Genomic DNA, 18,712 nt, shown 5'->3' on the forward strand with positions numbered 1-18,712 from the left:
AATGTGCGGTTAAAAATTAATAAGAAAGCTGACCGTTGTTAGTCAGCTTTCTTAATCATTCCATCATTTTCTTTAATAATTTTTTCTAGCACTTTATCTGCTCTTCCGACAAATTTCAAATTTTTGGGAAAATCAAACTCGATAATAACTCTTTCTCCTGGTTTAATCGTTTCTTCAGAATCAGTAAATTTCAGATCTTTATTCATAAATATTATCCTCCTTAGAGATGTTCTATTTCATATAAAAGATTTCATTCACAGTCGCTTCAAAGTATTCACTTAAAGCTAATGCAAGCTTTAAGGTTGGATCGTATTTATCTTGTTCTATAGCAATAATAGTTTGTCGCGTTACACCCATTGATTTTGCTAATTGCTCTTGGGTTATTTTTCTTTCTTTTCTTAATATCTTCAAATTGTTTTTCATCAGCTTAAATATCCATATACCAAACCTAGTATAAGACAAATTGCGAATACAAGGAACATTGTTATTACGATAGGTTTTATTTTGTTATTTCCCATTTTACTTTGCATCATCATCATATTAGCTCGATAAACAATCAACATTGATAACATCACTAAAAATGAATTAGAAAGATTACCGTTAACGACAAAGTGAGAGATACTAATAATCAGCAGCATTCCCATACCGAATATCCAACTCAATTTAATACTTTGGTTTGATTGATGTAATTCCATCTCATCTGGTTTTCTCATCTAAACTCCTCCTTAAAATGTTAAAAGTTCTTTACATTCTTATAGTATAATTTTCACACTAAAATGTAAAGAACTTTTAACATTTATCATTCCCATTATATTTTCCTATTTACTCTAACGTCACGTCATACCTTACGATTAAAGTAAGGAGATGATGACATGGAATTCTATCAAATGCCGTTGTTTAATAAAATATTGGTGAGAGATATTGAAAAAGCTGAGAAGTGGTATCGTCACACTTTAGGATTTCAAAGTGTATTCAAGTTTTGTAATGAATCAAATGAAGTAATAATGAATCATCTAAGACTGGAAAAATATCAGGATATTATGCTGATTCAGTCTGATGACTTTACTAGTGGAAATGGTTGTTTCATTAATATTCTTGTTGATGAAATCGAAACCATTGCAAAGTCGATATCCGAAAAGTATGTGTTACAACCGTTAGAACAGATGCCGTGGAATGCGAAGGAAATGACTATTGTTGATCCTGATGGTTATCAAATAACATTAACGGAATCGAATATTAGTGATGAGAATTTTGCGAAGTTAATGAATAGTGTTTCAAAAAACTATTAAAATAAAAAGTAGCGACTTATTGGATTAAGTGCTACTTTTTTCATTTTTAATCAGGAAATATATCTTCTTTGTCATCATCGGGATACGCTTCAATCATTTTACTTTGATCTGACACATAACGAACTAACGCACCATCGGGGTCTATATACCATTTTTCTCTATCATAAGGATCAGAATTTTTTGAATCTTTCACATCAACAGTTAGAGAATTATCACTTTTATCACTAACAACGTCATAATAAATATGCTGATATTCTTCTTTAGGGTATTCTTTTTCCCAAACTATCACTTCATCTTCAGTAATTTTATAAAAGAAATTTTCTGATGACCATGTTCCTTGCACATCATTTTTTATCCCGCCACATCCACTTAAAAGTAATAAAAACAGTAAAGAACTTAGTTTTAATGATTTCATAATATTCTCCTATTCAAATAAATAACTAGTTTCTATTAAAAATTCATATTATTCCCTTTAATTTTACAATACTTTTCAAATTAATCACTCAAAGAATTTTAGATTATAAAATTTACACAACTAAGGTTAAATATTATTAAAAAGACTAAAAATCAAGCTACTCCTTTATCTGTTCCAAACTTAAAGTATAATGCTATAATAATTATGGCGAAATTAGCATATTCTCCTAGAAGTTCACCCAAAATAAAAAATACGATTATGATTATTAAAGTAGGTATAACTATCGAAGCACAAAGATAAATAACATCATTCCCGTCTTCACTCCTTGATAACTCTCCCAATAAATTCGGAATAATCCCCGTACAAATTATAAATAAGTTTTTATAAATATAGAGCGTGCTAAACAACACTAGAATTATCATTAACTCACTCATCCTTCTCAAAATGGATTTTATTAAGTTCTTTTAATTTGTATTTAAAGCCTCATTTAGCGCTCGAATAGAATCTGATACTGCTCTTTTACTTATCTCAGAATCAGGAACCATTGCTTCAAACTCATGATATCCACCTGGATATAAATGAAATTCAACGGGTACTCCTGCTTCCGTTAATGCTTTTACATAGTTCATCGTCTCATCTCTAAAAGGATCAAGTGAGCCAACTGTCGTATATGTGGGTGGTAAATTGCTAAAGTCTGTTTCACGCATTGGTGCAGCATACTTAGGTGTCTCACCTTCAACACCTTTCAGATACATAGACCAGGCGAACTGATTCAGTTCCTTGCTCCACACTCTTTTATCACTAAATTCATTACTTGAATATGTTGTACAGCTATCATCAATCATTGGGAATAACGGCATCTGAAATTTAATTTTTGGACCTTTACGATCTCTTGCTAGTAATGATAATGCAGCAGTAAGACCACCGCCAGTACTCCCACCGACTACTGCAAGTCTATCAACATCAATATTAAGTTGAACTTGATTTTCAACAATCCATTGAAGTGATAGATAACAATCTTCAATTGCTGCAGGATATGGATTCTCTGGAGCTAATCGATAATCCACAGATACTACAACACAGTTCACTTCTTTTACATAACGTGCACACTTAGCATCATTACCCTCTACCGAACCAAACATATAACCGCCACCATGAATGAATAACACCACAGGTAATGTATCTGTCTGATTCACAGGAGCATAGACTTTAAGCCTAGCTTGTATATCCTCCTCATCATGCTTGGCAAAGTATTCTTTCTGAGTAATCGCTTCATCAATATAAGGCTTGATTAACAGTTTATTAGCTGTTCGAATTGAAGGAAGCTTTTCTTCTGACAAATCCATGGGTGTCAGATTCTTAAATGTTTCTAGTAATTCTTTATGTACTCTACTTTCCATTTATACGTCCTCCACTTATGTAATTCACCATACTCAGTAATACTTCCTGATTTTCAGTAGGGATATCGTATGTCATAATATTTTCCTCTGTATTGTTTAAAACGTTACCTGTTATATATTCACGATCCGCTTCCACCAAATCACTTAACGTCTCTTTTGTCGTTTCCATATGGAATTGTAATCCAATCACATTTTCATTATAGATGAAGGCTTGATTCTCACAATACGTTGAACTGTATAGTCTTTTTGCTTTATCAGGTAAAGTGAAGGTATCTCCATGCCAGTGCAATACATCTAACTGTTGTGGCAGGAATGAGTATTCATTAGTTTGTTTGTTAATAACACCAAATCCTACTTCTTTTCCTTTAGAGTTTGGATATACTTCTCCACCAAGAACTTCTGCGATTAACTGAGCACCGAGACATATTCCAAGTAAAGGCTTATTATTGTGTATCAAACCTTTAATTAATGCCTTTTCATGATTAAGCCACGGGATATCATCGTGTACACTCATCGAACCACCTAGCACAATAAGCAGGTCGATATCCTTTTCATCAGGTAAAGTATGATTGTTTTCATATAACTTAATAACTTTTGCATTCAATGCTTCGAGAATACCTGGATTTTCAAAAGGTACGTGTTGTAGGATGTATGTATTCATTCAATTGTTCCTCTCTATTTACAATTAGATTTTATAAGTACTCTTTATATTCGATATCATCATATGCATTCGTCCGATCAAAATTAATTTTCAATAATATTATTTTGATATTATTATATTAATAGACTTTCAAAAAAACCATCACTCATGATTACTCTGAGCTTATCGGTTAAGACGGATGTTAATCTACTTAAAGAAGGATTTCATCTCACTTCTTAACTCTTCTAGATAAGTGAATTAAAAAAAGAGTAACCATCTATGAAAGCATATACTTACTATCACATTTTTCCACTAACTTTTTCCCTCGCTCAAGAATATTTTCATTTGCTTTACCTAGAAATTCATTTATTTCATTAATTGTTTGGGGACGTGTATTCTCCTCATGCTTTGCCCAATAATAGATTGGCTTTTTGGTATATTCATTTACATAATCGTCTAATAAATAATAATTTATGAAAGGCTCCCAACTTTTTAATGGACTAAGGAATTCATAAAGTGAATGCATAGTCAAATCCCAATAATCCTCATAAGGACGTGCTCTTCCTGTATTAATCATGTGTGGGATTGCTATAAAATTTCCAATTGTATAAGTTAGTTCAGCGTACTGCTTTAATAAATTGTTTTGCTCATGAACTTCTTTAAAAGTATCAAAATTATTAATGAGAAAATCTAGACTTTCTAATGATGGCCAATTTTGTTGTCTACAAGCAATTCTATTTGCTGAAAATTCAATTTCTCTACCATTTTCATATGTAAGGTTCATTAATCTAGAATAAACATTCCAAAAAGAATTCATCGTATCTCCACGTATTGAGTTATGCTGTGGAGTTTGCCAACCTAATTCTCGATAAATAAAAAATGCTAATTTATCACATTCTCCTTGATATTCCAGAGGAACATTCTCATTGAAAAGATTATCAAATTTACAATTCCCTTTTTTGTACTTAAGAATTTTTAATATAATATTTTCATCTGTTTTAGGCTCATCTTTATTTGTGTAACATGACAAAAAATTAAATTTTTCTGGATAATTAAGTTTTAAAAACTTTTTAATGATTGTATTCTCATTTTCCATAATACTCTGCATCCTCGATTTAATTTTTTTTATGATCATAAGTTGATAACAAAAATTCTGTTATAGCTTTTGCTGCATTAACAGCTAGTATGGCGTGTCTGGTTTCTGGCTTGTAATTCTTTATAGATTTACCGTGAGCGTCACCGTACTCATTGCGTATTTCATCTAATCCATTAATAACATTGATCATACCGCTTAAGATTGTCTTAAACATCGATTCATTATGACCACCAGGAGAAAGATTCATAATTTGACTTACTTTTTTGTAAAGATCTCTTAGACCATCATTATTTTTGTATCCCTTACCTTCTGAATCTAAGATATGTTTTAAGCTACTCTCTACCATTGCTTTTGCTGATGTAATGGCATCTTCAGGATCAGTTTCAGCTTCTTTTTCAATTCTTTCACACTCTTTTAGTATATAATTGAGATCATTTCTTTTTGCTAATTCCTTGATATTGGTTAAGCTAATTTTAGCTCCCCCACTATTTACAAGACCTAAATCCTTTTCATAATCAAAACCAGTTAATTTAATTATCTTAATAAGTCTTCTTATTTCTTCGTCATCGTCCCAATCATCAAACTCTATTTGCCATCTCATTAGATAAATTTCAATGACTTTTAAAAACTTTTGAAAATCTACATCATTTTCAATATTTAATGTAGAAATGTATTCCCATGCTAAAGATTTTCTCTGTCCACTGTATTTAGGTACAACATTACGATTTCTTGTTATATTAGCATCAGTAAAAGAATTGTCTATCTCTTCTAATACACTTCTACTAGATAAAATACTTAAAAATTTGTCAATTAATAATTGCCTATTTATATCTGCCAACTCCCATTATTTATTATTATTAACCTAATTACTTATGATATGCCTGGCACCTAGTAATCCTAAAATAACTTTTTAAAGTACATTCAAAATAAATGTACTTAGTTTTATTTATGATACGCCTGCCCTTTCATAATCCTATAACTTCTATAAACCTGCTCCAGCAATATGACTTTCATCATCTGATGCGGGAATGTCATCTTACTGAAGGATAGTTTGTAATTAGATCTCGCACTCACGCTGTCATGCAGACCGTTTGAGCCGCCGATGATGAAGGTCAGGTGGCTTTTGCCTGTGTTCATATTGTTTTCGATATGTTGCGCGAGTTCGACTGAGTCTAGTTGTTTCCCTTGTATTTCCAGTGTATAGATGTAGCTGTCGTCTTTGATTTTACTTAATATGCGTTCCGCTTCTTTGTTCTTCGCAATTTCAATGTCTTTGTCACTCATATTATCTGTATCTTTCTCATCCTGCACTTCTATCAGTTCTATCTTCGTATACGCGCCGAGTCGCTTCACATACTCATCTACGGCTTGCTTCCAGTATTTCTCTTTCAACTTACCCACAGTTATAATTGTAATTTTCATATTTATTCATCCTTTTTGTATGACTTATTCGAGTTATCCACATGTTATTAACTTATTAACATTTCACAAGCCCTATTTTATCGCATTTTTCCTTTTTTGACTGTATTTCTTCCATTTTCTTCTGCATAAACATAAAAAAAGATGCCTTGTTTCCAAGACATCTTATACACTTGTGGATAACTTTTATTCTATCCACAAAGTTATTCATGGTTATCCACACTATTGTGTGAATTTACTGTAAATCATGTAAACTACAGTTCATAAATCTTTGTTGCTATCTCTTTATCCGTATCATGTAGCATAACATCATTTCTCGTATCGATATCATGCGTGTTTAATACTTGCTCTACACTCATACGCGCTAAATCTTTTAAATTATTATCGCGGGATAAGTGGGAGAGATAGATACGTTTTGTTGAGCCTGTGATGACTTCTCTCATCGCATAAGCTGCATCTTCATTCGATACGTGTCCCATATCGCTTAATATACGTTGCTTCGTCTTCCATGGGTAACGTCCCATTCTCAGCATATCCACATCGTGATTACTCTCAAATACGAAGCAGTCACTGCCATGTATCATACCTTTCATACGGTCTGATACGTAGCCTGTGTCTGTGATTAATGTTAACTTCTTATAGTCGTTATGGAAGATATAGAACTGCGGGTCAATCGCATCATGTGAGACGTTGAATGATTCAATATCAAAGCCTGCGATACTTTTTGTTTCATACGGATTGAAGATCATCTTCTGGTCCTGCGGGATATTTTTATCCGCACGCTCGATGGCCTTCCATGTGTTCTCGTTGGCGTAGACTGGCAGTTTATATTTTCTCGCTAGTACGCCGAGTCCTTTTATATGGTCGATATGTTCGTGTGTAACGAGTATACCGTCCAAGTCTTCTATTTTACGGTCTATCTGACTGAATAGTTCAGCCATCTTTTTACCTGACAGGCCGACATCAACTAATAATGACCCTTTGTCGCTTTCGACATAGGTCGCATTGCCTGTTGAGCCGCTTGCCAGTACTGACATTTTGATCATGGGTTATCACTCACTTCAATATAGGTTCTTGCGGGTTCAGTGCATCAACATAGAAGGTCTCACGTTTACCATTCTTATGCAGCACTGCGACTTGCCATGTCGGCTTCAGTACTTGTCCTTCAATATTAGGAACGACAGAGTAGTAACCGAGTCTGATAGCTGTTATTTCATCACCTGACTTCAGTTCATTCTGATAGTATAGGATTTCAAGTGCTCGTCGTGCTTCTACGACCTGCTTCTTCTTGTTGTTACTACCAATACCCTCCTGCAGATCTTCAATATAAGATTGCTCGTAACTATAGGCTTCATTATCCTTATTATAGTTAATGATAATTTTAGCTGTATCGTTGCTGAGAATCGGATATTTATTGAATGTTTGTTCGTATATAATTCGTTTATTTTTGCGGTCTAAGCCACTGATGATATATTCTGTTCCTCGGTAAGGTGTACTATCGATAAAGACTTTTAAATCTTCCATCAACGTATTCGCTTCTATATCAGAAAGTGGCAGATTCGTTGCGATTTTTTCTTTAATGACTGTATTGTCTCGTACGGTATTACTGCCTGTGAATTTCTTACTGCGTCCTGATAAATAGTTCAGTTTAACGCCTTCTGAATTCGGCAGTTCATCCGGCAGTATAATGTTTTCTTTATCGAATGATAATATTTTCTCATCAGCAGTATCAATCTGATTAGACCGTTCTACCTTCTGATAATAAAGGAATCCCAGCCATATATTGATGATCAGGAAGACAAAGATAAAGAGTGAACTTGCTCGTTTCCAATCCACTTATTTCAGCCTCCCCTTATCATACTTCATCCATGTGCCGTCATATTCAACATACCAGTACGGTTCAAATAATAGATTTGCCTGTATTTCGCTATCTGGTGACTTTGCCATCTCATAACCAATCATCATCTTGTTTACTTTCTCAAGCTGATAGTTTCTAGAAGATGCGATATCAAAACGTACTTTTTCGGCGCTCGGTAGTTTCTCCACTTCCTGCGTGGAAGGGACAGCGACACTTGTTGACAGCAGACCCCGACGATATTCGTACTCCTCATCTTTACCCCACACTACTGAGATGTCCGATAAGCCTTCGCTATTGAAGACTGGTCTGCCGCTTAAGAACATCTGATAATTGATGGTACGGCTGTCATCATCGATATCAAATAGACGGTAATCATCTGTGAAACCACCGTGACTACTGATGAACTTAAATGATTTCACCAGAGTATCTCTCGGGGCAGACTTCAGTAGATCTGTTTCAGATAGATTGTTGTATTTATAAATGTCATTGGCATCGACTGATACAATCCCTGTATTACTGAAATAAGTCGTGCCTTCCTCGCGATCACGTTGAATGATGTTGTCCTGATCATCCAGTACAGCATCATTGATATCTTTAACGTCGATGCGGTCTGCAATGAAACGATAGGCTTTGACATCGTCAGCTTGTGCCGGCATATAGAGCTGCGTCTTATCGCTTGATGTGTGTACATTAGTGACCAGACTCGAATAGTCGGTCATTTTTTCCCGCTGATTTTTAACAAGCTGATTAAAATGATCACTTTTAGCATCGGTCTCTATTTTCAGCACCTTATCTTTACCAACAAAGTAAAGAGTGATTGTCTCAAAGCTTTCACTGTCTACTAATATACGGTTGAAAGTATATTTATCATTGGATTTATAAGTCATCTCAAGAATATTAGTAATGTACATGGTCTGCGGGATATCCTCAGTAAAATCAAACAAGATATAATCCTTGCCAATATCTTTTGCCTGAAACTTACCGTTATTATCAAGGAGATAGGCTGACAGAATCTTGTTTTCACTTAAATCATTCGTCAGCTCCATGATCAGATTACTATCTGTCGTGCCTTTCATATCGCCCTCCTTATAGGAGACGAGCTGAAAGGGCATATAAATGTTTTTGATATTATCAACAAATCGTGGGCCAATGGTTGTCTTCTCTTCTACTAAGTTATCCACGTTAGTCAACTGAGGTTTAAAATTCCAGATTTGATAAGTCAGTATCACACTGCTGCAGACGAGAATGATCAGTATGATGCTTTTGATAATATTTTTATACATCCCAATCACCGTCATCTAAGACTTCACAAGGTAAAGTAATATAAACAGACGTGCCTTTACCTTCCTGGCTGTTGGCCCAGATACGGCCGTTGTGTGCTTCTACAATCTCTTTACTGATGGCAAGGCCTAGACCTGTTCCACCCATCTTCCGTGTTCTCGCCTTATCGACGCGGAAGAAGCGATCGAATATTTTATCCACTTTATTCAGCGGGATACCGATTCCGTTATCTTTAATCTGAATCGTCATCCGGTTGAAAAGCAGATTTTGTTTCACATGAAATTCCACTTTTTTCTTGCCCTTAGAATACTTCAGCGCGTTTGAAATGACGTTATCAAACACTTGTGTCATCTTATCCGGATCAATCTCTACAAAAATACCTGATTTAGGTATATCTCGCACAAAGGTCGCAGATTTCCCTTCACTCATCTCGAAGCGATTAATGATTTTATGAATGAACATATTAAAGTCAATCAGCTCACGATTCAGTGTTTCATTAGAGTTATCCATTTTAGAGAGCTGCAGCAGATCATTGACTAGACGAATCATGCGGTCAATCTCTTCTCGTGTAACACTCAGGAACTGAGGTGCGAGGTCCGCGTTCTGCCATGCCCCTTCTTCCAGCGCTTCGATATAACTGCGCATAGAAGTCAGTGGTGTACGCAGTTCATGTGAAACGTTCGCCACGAATTCACGACGCTCATTCTCTACATGGTGCTGCTCAGTTACATCATGCAGTACCGCGATATAACCCGTAATAAATCCTGTATCCTGAATAATGGTCGAGAAACTGACACGGACGATGAGCGGATACTCGCCGTCAATATCAATAATGACGCCGCCGCTATTTTCCTGCAGTTCCTCCAGTGAGTAATGCTCTTCCATTTTGAGGACATCCAGTACGTGACGACCTTCTATTTCATCATGGTTGACCGTCAGCATACGCAGCGCCATATCATTAACGATACGTACGCGGCCACGACGGTCAGTCGCAATGACACCGTCTAACATATGGGTAATGACAGAGTCCAGTCTTCGTTTCTCACTTTCTGTATTCGCCTGCGCTTCCTGTACGCGTTTAGCGAGGTTATTGAAAGTCAGCGCCAGTTCGCCAATTTCATCGCTACCATATACTTTTACGCGATTGGTATAGTTCCCTTTTGACATCTCGAGCGCCTGATTACGCATATCCGAGATAGGTTTTGTAATCGTACGGGCAATGAAAAAACCGAGAAGACCGGTAATCAGTAAAGACAGACCTGTCCCGATGATGAAAATCTGATTGATTTTATCGAGCTGCTGGTAGACTGTCTCAATGCTTGATTCAACATGGATTACGCCCATGACTTCATCATTCACTTTAATCGTTTCGTTTTTAACCCAGACACGCTTCTTGCTTGCGCCTTCTTCTTTCAGCTGAATCTGATCATTGCTCTGTCCGAGTGATAAAGCTTTCTGAATCTGTGTATCTTTATTTTTCTGGTCGATTGACACACTGTCGGATACTTTACTCGTCGCTATAATCAGCTCATTCGTATTGATAAAACGAATTTCATCAATATCTGAACGTGCCTCACCCACGCCGGAGCGTGATGTGTAATCATCAATGATCGATTGTATTTTTCGTTCTGTATTGTCATCATTATTCTCTTTATAAGCTTCGTCTATATCATAAGCCAGCTGTCTGACCTGGCGTTCAACATTGTCTTTGAAGTTTTCAGTCAACTCTTTTTCAAGATTATTTGTAAAATACAGACCGATAATCTGCATACCAATAATAATCAGCAGGACATAGACGACCACAAGTTTAATATGCAGTGATTGTAATTTTTTAATAAAAGCTTGAATATATTTCATTATTTTTCTTGTGACTGTAAGAAGTAGCCGACACCGCGTCGAGTGACGATGTATTCAGGATGTGAAGCATCATCTTCAATCTTTTCTCTTAAACGACGGATCGTCACATCAACCGTTCTTACATCTCCAAAATAATCATAGCCCCAGACTGTCTGAAGCAAATGTTCACGTGTCATAACCTGACCGATATGGCGCGCTAAATAGTGGAACAATTCGAACTCACGATGCGTCAGTTCAATGCTTTCACCGCGCTTTTTAATGGAATAAGCATCTGGATAGACCGTGATATCTTTAATGACAATATCATTAGTCTCTTCTTTTTCTTCAGACTGAGCCTGCGTGTAGTGACGACGTAGATTCGCTTTAACACGTGCAATCAGTTCACGCGTGCTGAACGGTTTTGTCACATAGTCATCTGCGCCCAGTTCAAGCCCGAGCACTTTATCAATTTCTGAGTCTTTAGCTGTCAGCATGATAATCGGCATATCATATTTTTTGCGGACTTCACGACAGACTTCCATACCGTCGCGACCAGGCAGCATGATATCAAGCAGCACAATATCAGGTTGTATTTCATAGATCAGCTCTACTGCGTCATCCCCGTCATAAGCGACATGTACATCGTAACCTTCTTTTTTCAGGTTAAATTCCAGAATATCTGCAATCGGTTTTTCATCATCTACTACGACTATTTTTCGTGCCATACGCAACCTCTTCTCTTTAGAGTTTCATCTACTAACCTCTAATTTACCATTTTTAAGTCTTTTTTTCTATCTACTAATCCACAACAAAAAAAGACATGCAGCAACTGCATGTCTCTAGAGCGGTCCCGACCGGGATCGAACCGGCGATCTCCTGCGTGACAGGCAGGCATGTTAACCGCTACACCACGGGACCTAAAGCTATTTAAATGGTGACCCCTACGGGATTCGAACCCGTGTTACCGCCGTGAAAGGGCGGTGTCTTAACCGCTTGACCAAGGGGCCATTATTTTTTTAGCACAAGATTGATTATAGCATGTGTTATGATTAACTGACAACAGTATTTTTAAAAAAAGTTTAAAAAAATTGAAAAATATCAAAAAAATCTAGTTTCTGAAATTTCACTTTATTCTATATAGTATAATAGAGAGAGCAATTAGAAAAGAGGGATGCTATGTCAGAATTAACCATTGAAAAAATCCATAAGAGACTGCCGCTAAAAGAGAAAATCAAGCGCTTTGTCATGATTACAATCGGTGCGCTTCTGATGGCGGTAGCGCTCGAACTATTTCTTGTGCCGAATGCCGTACTGGACGGTGGTATTGTAGGTATCTCAATTATTACTAGTCATCTAGCCGGTCTTCCACTCGGACTTTTCATCTTCATCTTTAACTTACCTTTCTTTTTCCTTGGCTATAAGCAGATCGGTCGCTCTTTTGCCTTCTCCACTATTTATGGCATCGTGGTATTATCAATCGCGACTGCTTTTTTACATCCTGTGCCACCCTTCATTGAAGAGAAGTTCCTTGTGACGATTTTCGGGGGTGCTATTTTAGGCCTTGGTGTAGGTCTCGTCATCCGTTACGGTGGATCGCTTGATGGGACAGAAATATTAGCTATTTTAATCAGTGGTAAGACTCCTTTTTCTGTTGGTGAAATCGTGATGGTCATCAATTTCTTTATATTTATTGCCGCAGGTTTTGTTTTTACCTGGGAATCCGCTATGTATTCAGTGATTGCTTATTTTATTGCTTTCAAAGCGATTGATATTGTTCAGCTCGGTCTTGATGAATCAAAGTCAGTCTGGATCATCAGTGATCAGTATGAAGAAATTGGTGATGCCATCAATGCACGGTTAGGTCGAGGCGTGACTTACCTGACAGGTGAGGGTGCTTATACCGGAGAAGACAAAAAAGTGATTTTCGTGGTAATCACCCGTCTTGAGGAATATAAGCTGAAAGATATAATCAACCACTTTGATGAATCTGCATTCGTTGCGATTGGTAACGTCTCAGAAGTTAAAGGCGGTCATTTCAAAAAACGAAATATTCATTAAAAAAAAGAGCTCAGATGAGCTCTTTTAATTTTGCCATAAATCTTCCAGCAGATTCGTCTGCGTACGGTCAGGACCGACTGAGAAGATAGAAATTTTAACGTCACAAAGTTCCGAGATACGTTCTAAGTAACGGCGTGCATTATCAGGTAACTCATCAAGTGATTTACATGATGTCACATCTTCTGTCCAACCTGGTAATTCTTCAAAGATAGGTTTACAGCGTTTTAAGTTGTTTAAGTTCGCAGGATATTCAGTAATCTCTTCACCATCGAGCTCATAGGCTGTACAGATTTTCACTGTATCAAGACCTGTCAGTACATCGATTGAGTTAATGGATAAGTCTGTAATCCCACTCACACGACGTGAGTGACGTAATACGACTGAATCGAACCAGCCAACACGACGTGGACGGCCTGTTGTTGTACCATACTCACGGCCCACTTCACGGATGTGATGTCCATCTGTGTCAAATAATTCAGTCGGGAATGGACCATCACCGACACGTGAAGTATAGGCTTTACATACACCGATAACACGATCAACGAAAGTCGGACCTACACCCGTACCTACCGTTACGTTACCTGCGATTGGATTACTTGATGTAACGAATGGATATGTACCATGGTCGATATCCAGCATAACGCCTTGCGCGCCTTCAAATAGAACTTTTTCGTCTGCCTGGAATGCATCATCGAGTACTTTTGAGATGTCAGTGACATACTGTGCTAAACGTTGACCTGCAGCATAATATTCATCAAAAATCTCTTCGAATTTAAAGCCTTCTGCATTGAACATTTTTTCGAACAATTCATTTTTAGCAGCCAGATTCGTTTTCAGCATTGTTTCAAACGTTTCTTTATCCAGTAAATCTGCCATACGGATACCGATACGTTGAACTTTATCGACATAAGCAGGGCCGATACCTTTTTTAGTCGTACCGATTTTATTATCACCGCGCTTTTCTTCTTCCAGTTCATCCTGTTTCAGATGATAAGGTAGAATCACTTGTGCACGATTAGAAATACGCAAGTTATCCGTAGAAATTCCGCGTTCGTTCAGTGCGTCCAACTCTTTAAGTAAAGCCACTGGATCCACTACTACACCGTTACCGATGACTGATAATTTATCAGAATAGAAGATACCTGACGGCACTAAATGTAATTTATATGTTTCCCCGCCGAATTTAATTGTATGCCCTGCATTATTACCGCCTGAAAAACGTGCGATAACTGTTGCTTGTTCTGCTAAGAAGTCTGTGATTTTGCCTTTACCTTCGTCTCCCCATTGTGTACCAACAACTACGATAGATGACATTCTTGCACCTCCAAATTTTATAACCTTAGCCATTTTAACAATTAATAGGGCAAAAATCAAACGAAATCCGAACGTTTAAAATGTAAATTTTTGAATTCTAATATCATTCTGTCATTCAGCAATAAATAGTTAAAACCCTTTAATATCAATATATCAGGTCCTTTATGCATTAAATATCAATACAGACATCCATCAGATAGACACTGTTAAAAAGCATTAAAAAACGTACATTAATATTTATTAATAAAATAATGTACGTTTTTTAATGTGTTATTTAATTTTCATAACCTTCATATTCATAGCTGATATCAGCGAATTTATTATATTGTTTCATGAAATTAAGCTTTACAGTACCTGTCGGACCGTTACGCTGTTTAGCAATAATAATCTCAATTTCACCGTTCTCATCTTGTACGCCTGCATCAACTACTTCCTCGCCGTCTTCATTATTTCCCCGGTTATAATAATCATCCCGGTAAAGGAAGGCGACAATATCTGCATCCTGTTCGATTGAACCTGATTCACGAATATCACTCATCATCGGACGCTTATCCTGTCTCTGCTCCACGCCACGCGATAATTGACTGAGGGCAATAACCGGACATTCAAGTTCACGAGCCAGCGATTTCAGCATACGAGAGATTTCGGATACTTCTTGCTGACGATTATCTGAACTACGGGCACCTGAACCTTGAATCAACTGTAAATAGTCAATAAGAATCATATCGAGACCATATTCCTGTTTCAGACGACGGCACTTCGCACGGATATCAGTAATACGGATACCAGGTGTATCATCAATAAAGATTTTCGTACGAGATAACTTACCGACTGCAACAGTGAATCGGTTCCAGTCCTCATTCTCCATTGTACCTGTACGTAGTCTGTTGGAATCCACATTGCCTGTACTACAGATCATCCGCGTTGCCAGCTGGTCTGCTCCCATCTCAAGTGAGAAGATAGCAACAGAATAGTTATTGTCGTGCGTCGCAACTTGCTGCGCGATATTCAGTGCAAAAGCTGTCTTACCGACAGAAGGACGAGCCGCAATGATAATCAGATCGTTGCGGTTAAATCCTGCTGTCATCTTATCAAGGTCACGATAACCTGTTGGAATACCGGGCGTCTGTCCTTGATTACGGTCCAGCTCCTCAGCATTTTCGAAGACGACCTGCAGAATATCTCTGATACTCTGAAAACCCTCTGTCCCCCGATCAGCAGAAATATTCATAATCCGCTTCTCAGCATCACTGAGCAGCGATTCGAGTTCTAGTTCATTGTTATAGCCATCCTTGGCAATCGAGTCTGCTACATTGATCAGCTGACGTTTTACAGCATCATTAAAAACAATTTCAGTATAGAAATCAATATTGCGTGTCGTCGGGACGAAACCTGACAACTCAATCAAATACTGAGGGCCTCCCGATTCATCAAGTGTGCCCTCTTTTGTCATCTGATCGGTCAGTGTCACAATATCGACTTCTGTATTTTTCTCTGCAAGAGAGAGCATAGCCTGGAAGATATGCTGATGACTTCTGCGATAAAAATGCTGCGGTAAAAGTTTCTCAAGCGTTGGAATCAACAGCTCAGGATTCAGCAGAATGGCACCGAGAACAGATTGTTCTGCCTCATTATGATGCGGCATCTGCTGTGTTTGATAGTCCTCCATCCATGCCCCTCCTTCTTACATTTCTGTTACGTGTACTTTCAATGTCCCAGAAACTTGATTGTGCAGTTTCACAGGCACATTTGTATAGCCTAGACTTCTGATACCATCCGGCAGATCCATTTTACGTTTATCAAGTTTAATGCCGTGCTGTTCTTTCAATGCTTCAACGATCTGTTTCGTACTCACTGAGCCGAAAAGACGACCGCCTTCACCTGATTTGGCTTTAACTTCTACTTCAAGTGCCTCAATTTTCTCTTTTAAGTTCTGAGCATCGATTAAGTGCTGTTCTTTATCTTTTTCGATACGTTCATTTTGTGCAGCCAGCTGCTTCAGATTACCTGGTGTTGCTTCTACTGCATAATTATTTTTCAGGAGAAAGTTGTTCGCGTAACCGACTGGCACTTCTTTCACTTCACCTTTTTTACCTTTACCTTTAACATCCTGTTTGAAAATAACTTTCATTATTCTTCACTCCTTCTAAATTGTTCAGCGATAGCATCTTCCAAGTCCAGAAGTGCTGTCTCAATCGAAATACCTTTTAACTGAGTGGCTGCATTAGATAAGTGTCCACCACCACCCAGTGCTTCCATCACAAGCTGGACATTAATTTCACCTAATGAACGAGCTGAGATACCTACAATATCGTCCGCACGTCGTGCCACAACAAATGAAGCCTCTACACCATTAATACTCAGCAGTTCGTCAGCAGTCTGTGCAATCGTGACTGGATCATAGATAGTCTGCTCATCACCGTGAGCAACAGCAATCCCATCTGTGCCGAGCTGAACGGTTTTAATCAAGTCACTTCGCTGCAGATACGTCTCCATATTATCCTTCAGGAAGTGCTGACAGAGAATCGTATCAGCGCCGTGACTTCTCAGATAGCTCGCCGCATCGAATGTCCGTGAACCTGTTCTCAGCGTAAAGTTACGTGTATCCACGATAATACCTGCCAGCATGACCGTAGATTCAAGACGTGTCAACTTATGTTCCTCAGGCTGGTATTCCAGTAGTTCGGTCACAAGTTCTGCTGTTGAACTTGCATAAGGTTCCATATAGATCAACAGAGGGCTGGAGATGAAATCTTCTCCTCGTCTATGATGGTCGATCACCACTTTACGTGATGCCTTATTTAGAATATTTTCATCGATAACCATATCCGGTTTATGCGTGTCCACTACCACGAGCGTCGTCCGGTTAGTCATCAGTGACCAGGCTTCATCTGAAGTGATGAAAACTTCCTTCAGTTCCGGTTTCTCTTCGATTTCCAGCATGACTCGACTGAGGGTCTCATCGATATCATAGGAATTCAGTACGATATAAGCATTTAGATTATTCATACGGGCAAAACGTGCGACACCAATGGCTGCACCAATGGCATCCATATCAGGACGTTTATGACCCATAATAATAACGTTATCGCCTTCTATCAGAATATCTCGAAGAGCATGAGAGATAACGCGGGCTCGTACTCTTGTTCGTTTCTCCATCGGATTCGTCTTACCACCGAAGAAGCGTACACCGCCCGCTGTATTCTTAATAGCGACCTGGTCTCCGCCGCGACCTAGAGCAAGGTCTAAACTCGACTGCGCCAGTTCGCCAAGTGTGATGAGGTCATCAGTGCCTTCACCAATCCCCACGCTTAACGTTAAATGTGTTTTCTTCTCGCGACTTTTCTCACGGATGCGGTCCAGTAAGTTAAACTTCGTACTCTCAAGTTCTGCCAGGATACGATTATTCAAAAAGATCACGAATTGATCAGATGAAAAACGTTTGACATAAATATGATTTTCCGCCGCCCACTGATTAATTTCATTGGTCATCATACTATTCATTTCTGTACGATTCGCATCGCTCATATTCTGTGTGATTTCATCATAGTTATCGAGGAACAGCATACCCACAACGGGCTTAGATTTCTCAAACACTTCAAATGTCTCAACGCGTTCTGTCTCATCCAGAAAATAAAGCATGTGTGTGTCAGCAGCATATCTGACTTTGAATTTCGTTTCTTTATATTGAGCATGTACTTCAACGACACCGTCAATCTTCAGCTGATTGAGTAAATTAGGGAAAATTTCATTGATGGAATCAGATAGAATCGGCCGGTCGATTTTCTCCCGGATAAACTGGTTATACCATTCTACCTTATCTGACTCATCCAGCAGAATCATACCGATGGGAATCTCATTGATAGCAATCTTATTACCGCGACTTACTTTAACCGCAATGTTATCTAAATAAAGTTCGCTACGGATCAAACTCTTCTTAAGCATCAAACCTGTTATTACCACAATGAAAATAACGATAACACCTGCTAGTGCAGCCATAAGAGGATGTACTGTAAAAAGCAGTCCGATTAGAATAAAGACTAGAAGACTCATCACAATGAAAGGTGTGATCAATGTCTGTCTCATATATTTACGGTCCATTTCTT

The 18,712-nt window shown here is 37.9% G+C and carries 20 protein-coding genes and 2 tRNA genes; 2 read left to right on the plus strand and 20 right to left on the minus strand.

Annotated features, from left to right (window positions below):
* Nucleotides 1-38: 38 nt before the first annotated feature.
* The 3 genes from ERX37_RS11420 to ERX37_RS07375 are packed head-to-tail and all read right to left on the minus strand — an operon-like array spanning nt 39 to nt 713.
* Nucleotides 39-206 (minus strand): hypothetical protein, encoded by a 168-nt coding sequence (locus ERX37_RS11420; RefSeq protein WP_165981998.1) that lies wholly within the window; start codon nt 204-206, stop codon nt 39-41.
* 25 nt (nt 207-231) lie between these two features.
* Nucleotides 232-423, minus strand: coding sequence for a helix-turn-helix transcriptional regulator (locus tag ERX37_RS07370; protein WP_111716904.1), 192 nt, complete (start codon nt 421-423; stop codon nt 232-234).
* Nucleotides 423-713 carry a hypothetical protein gene (locus ERX37_RS07375; protein ID WP_133430027.1) on the minus strand — a complete coding sequence of 97 codons (291 nt, stop codon included), beginning with the start codon at nt 711-713 and terminating at the stop codon, nt 423-425. The genes ERX37_RS07370 and ERX37_RS07375 overlap by 1 nt, the downstream gene beginning before the upstream one ends.
* Before the next feature lie 159 nt (nt 714-872).
* On the opposite strand from ERX37_RS07375, the gene ERX37_RS07380 reads away from it, so the two are divergent.
* Nucleotides 873-1,289 (plus strand): VOC family protein, encoded by a 417-nt coding sequence (locus tag ERX37_RS07380; protein ID WP_133430028.1) that lies wholly within the window; start codon nt 873-875, stop codon nt 1,287-1,289.
* Nucleotides 1,290-1,335: 46 nt separating this feature from the next.
* Here ERX37_RS07380 and ERX37_RS07385 read toward each other — a convergent pair whose 3' ends face one another.
* The 13 genes from ERX37_RS07385 to ERX37_RS07445 all read right to left on the minus strand — a co-directional run bounded on the left by ERX37_RS07385 (nt 1,336) and on the right by ERX37_RS07445 (nt 12,241).
* Complete coding sequence (locus tag ERX37_RS07385; protein ID WP_133430029.1) at nt 1,336-1,704, minus strand: hypothetical protein; 369 nt, start codon at nt 1,702-1,704, stop codon at nt 1,336-1,338.
* A 464-nt stretch (nt 1,705-2,168) separates the two neighbouring features.
* Nucleotides 2,169-3,104, minus strand: a complete 936-nt coding sequence (locus tag ERX37_RS07390; protein ID WP_133430030.1) for an alpha/beta hydrolase — start codon at nt 3,102-3,104, stop codon at nt 2,169-2,171.
* Complete coding sequence (locus ERX37_RS07395) at nt 3,094-3,765, minus strand: type 1 glutamine amidotransferase (RefSeq protein WP_133430031.1); 672 nt, start codon at nt 3,763-3,765, stop codon at nt 3,094-3,096. Before ERX37_RS07395 ends, ERX37_RS07390 begins: the two co-directional genes overlap by 11 nt.
* A gap of 256 nt (nt 3,766-4,021) precedes the next feature.
* Nucleotides 4,022-4,840, minus strand: a complete 819-nt coding sequence (locus tag ERX37_RS07400; protein ID WP_133430032.1) for a hypothetical protein — start codon at nt 4,838-4,840, stop codon at nt 4,022-4,024.
* A 19-nt stretch (nt 4,841-4,859) separates the two neighbouring features.
* A complete protein-coding gene (locus tag ERX37_RS07405) occupies nt 4,860-5,678 on the minus strand; it encodes an abortive infection family protein (protein WP_229713200.1) in 819 nt (272 codons plus the stop codon).
* 104 nt (nt 5,679-5,782) lie between these two features.
* The gene (gene rlmH / locus ERX37_RS07410) at nt 5,783-6,262 is read right to left on the minus strand and encodes a 23S rRNA (pseudouridine(1915)-N(3))-methyltransferase RlmH (protein ID WP_133430033.1); all 480 of its coding nucleotides are present in this window, start codon (nt 6,260-6,262) and stop codon (nt 5,783-5,785) included.
* 251 nt (nt 6,263-6,513) lie between these two features.
* A complete protein-coding gene (locus tag ERX37_RS07415) occupies nt 6,514-7,305 on the minus strand; it encodes an MBL fold metallo-hydrolase (protein WP_133430034.1) in 792 nt (263 codons plus the stop codon).
* A 10-nt stretch (nt 7,306-7,315) separates the two neighbouring features.
* A complete protein-coding gene (locus ERX37_RS07420; RefSeq protein ID WP_133430035.1) occupies nt 7,316-8,095 on the minus strand; it encodes a two-component system regulatory protein YycI in 780 nt (259 codons plus the stop codon).
* Nucleotides 8,096-9,400: a YycH family regulatory protein gene (locus ERX37_RS07425; protein WP_165981999.1), complete on the minus strand. Its 1,305-nt coding sequence runs from the start codon at nt 9,398-9,400 to the stop codon at nt 8,096-8,098. It abuts the gene before it with no gap.
* Nucleotides 9,393-11,255, minus strand: a complete 1,863-nt coding sequence (gene walK / locus ERX37_RS07430; RefSeq protein ID WP_133430037.1) for a cell wall metabolism sensor histidine kinase WalK — start codon at nt 11,253-11,255, stop codon at nt 9,393-9,395. Before walK ends, ERX37_RS07425 begins: the two co-directional genes overlap by 8 nt.
* On the minus strand, nt 11,255-11,959 hold the full coding sequence (yycF, locus tag ERX37_RS07435) for a response regulator YycF (protein WP_133430038.1): 705 nt from the start codon (nt 11,957-11,959) through the stop codon (nt 11,255-11,257). Before yycF ends, walK begins: the two co-directional genes overlap by 1 nt.
* A gap of 120 nt (nt 11,960-12,079) precedes the next feature.
* A tRNA-Asp gene (locus ERX37_RS07440) sits at nt 12,080-12,152 on the minus strand.
* A 14-nt stretch (nt 12,153-12,166) separates the two neighbouring features.
* Nucleotides 12,167-12,241 (minus strand) — tRNA-Glu (locus tag ERX37_RS07445).
* 169 nt (nt 12,242-12,410) lie between these two features.
* On the opposite strand from ERX37_RS07445, the gene ERX37_RS07450 reads away from it, so the two are divergent.
* A complete protein-coding gene (locus ERX37_RS07450; RefSeq protein WP_133430039.1) occupies nt 12,411-13,292 on the plus strand; it encodes a YitT family protein in 882 nt (293 codons plus the stop codon).
* Between the two features lie 24 nt (nt 13,293-13,316).
* Here ERX37_RS07450 and ERX37_RS07455 read toward each other — a convergent pair whose 3' ends face one another.
* The 4 genes from ERX37_RS07455 to ERX37_RS07470 all read right to left on the minus strand — a co-directional run bounded on the left by ERX37_RS07455 (nt 13,317) and on the right by ERX37_RS07470 (nt 18,707).
* Nucleotides 13,317-14,606, minus strand: coding sequence for an adenylosuccinate synthase (locus ERX37_RS07455; protein WP_133430040.1), 1,290 nt, complete (start codon nt 14,604-14,606; stop codon nt 13,317-13,319).
* A gap of 274 nt (nt 14,607-14,880) precedes the next feature.
* Nucleotides 14,881-16,275, minus strand: a complete 1,395-nt coding sequence (gene dnaB / locus ERX37_RS07460; protein ID WP_133430041.1) for a replicative DNA helicase — start codon at nt 16,273-16,275, stop codon at nt 14,881-14,883.
* Nucleotides 16,276-16,290: 15 nt separating this feature from the next.
* A complete protein-coding gene (gene rplI, locus ERX37_RS07465; protein ID WP_133430042.1) occupies nt 16,291-16,737 on the minus strand; it encodes a 50S ribosomal protein L9 in 447 nt (148 codons plus the stop codon).
* Complete coding sequence (locus tag ERX37_RS07470) at nt 16,737-18,707, minus strand: DHH family phosphoesterase (RefSeq protein WP_133430043.1); 1,971 nt, start codon at nt 18,705-18,707, stop codon at nt 16,737-16,739. The genes rplI and ERX37_RS07470 overlap by 1 nt, the downstream gene beginning before the upstream one ends.
* Between the last annotated feature and the right edge of the window lie 5 nt (nt 18,708-18,712).

It is taken from the genome of Macrococcus hajekii, from assembly GCF_004359505.1.
GTDB classification, from domain to species: Bacteria; Bacillota; Bacilli; order Staphylococcales; family Staphylococcaceae; genus Macrococcus; species Macrococcus hajekii.

What these genes read in the sequence shown, in the direction of transcription:
- ERX37_RS07400 (WP_133430032.1), bottom strand. Translation starts at nt 4,840, where the DNA reads ATGGAAAATGAGAATACAATCATTAAAAAGTTTTTAAAACTTAATTAT.
- rlmH (WP_133430033.1), bottom strand. Translation starts at nt 6,262, where the DNA reads ATGAAAATTACAATTATAACTGTGGGTAAGTTGAAAGAGAAATACTGG.
- ERX37_RS07450 (WP_133430039.1), top strand. Translation starts at nt 12,411, where the DNA reads ATGTCAGAATTAACCATTGAAAAAATCCATAAGAGACTGCCGCTAAAA.
- ERX37_RS07375 (WP_133430027.1), bottom strand. Translation starts at nt 713, where the DNA reads ATGAGAAAACCAGATGAGATGGAATTACATCAATCAAACCAAAGTATT.
- yycF (WP_133430038.1), bottom strand. Translation starts at nt 11,959, where the DNA reads ATGGCACGAAAAATAGTCGTAGTAGATGATGAAAAACCGATTGCAGAT.
- ERX37_RS07470 (WP_133430043.1), bottom strand. Translation starts at nt 18,707, where the DNA reads ATGGACCGTAAATATATGAGACAGACATTGATCACACCTTTCATTGTG.
- ERX37_RS07395 (WP_133430031.1), bottom strand. Translation starts at nt 3,765, where the DNA reads ATGAATACATACATCCTACAACACGTACCTTTTGAAAATCCAGGTATT.
- walK (WP_133430037.1), bottom strand. Translation starts at nt 11,255, where the DNA reads ATGAAATATATTCAAGCTTTTATTAAAAAATTACAATCACTGCATATT.
- ERX37_RS07370 (WP_111716904.1), bottom strand. Translation starts at nt 423, where the DNA reads ATGAAAAACAATTTGAAGATATTAAGAAAAGAAAGAAAAATAACCCAA.
- ERX37_RS07380 (WP_133430028.1), top strand. Translation starts at nt 873, where the DNA reads ATGGAATTCTATCAAATGCCGTTGTTTAATAAAATATTGGTGAGAGAT.
- ERX37_RS07455 (WP_133430040.1), bottom strand. Translation starts at nt 14,606, where the DNA reads ATGTCATCTATCGTAGTTGTTGGTACACAATGGGGAGACGAAGGTAAA.
- dnaB (WP_133430041.1), bottom strand. Translation starts at nt 16,275, where the DNA reads ATGGAGGACTATCAAACACAGCAGATGCCGCATCATAATGAGGCAGAA.
- ERX37_RS11420 (WP_165981998.1), bottom strand. Translation starts at nt 206, where the DNA reads ATGAATAAAGATCTGAAATTTACTGATTCTGAAGAAACGATTAAACCA.
- rplI (WP_133430042.1), bottom strand. Translation starts at nt 16,737, where the DNA reads ATGAAAGTTATTTTCAAACAGGATGTTAAAGGTAAAGGTAAAAAAGGT.
- ERX37_RS07390 (WP_133430030.1), bottom strand. Translation starts at nt 3,104, where the DNA reads ATGGAAAGTAGAGTACATAAAGAATTACTAGAAACATTTAAGAATCTG.
- ERX37_RS07425 (WP_165981999.1), bottom strand. Translation starts at nt 9,400, where the DNA reads ATGTATAAAAATATTATCAAAAGCATCATACTGATCATTCTCGTCTGC.
- ERX37_RS07415 (WP_133430034.1), bottom strand. Translation starts at nt 7,305, where the DNA reads ATGATCAAAATGTCAGTACTGGCAAGCGGCTCAACAGGCAATGCGACC.
- ERX37_RS07385 (WP_133430029.1), bottom strand. Translation starts at nt 1,704, where the DNA reads ATGAAATCATTAAAACTAAGTTCTTTACTGTTTTTATTACTTTTAAGT.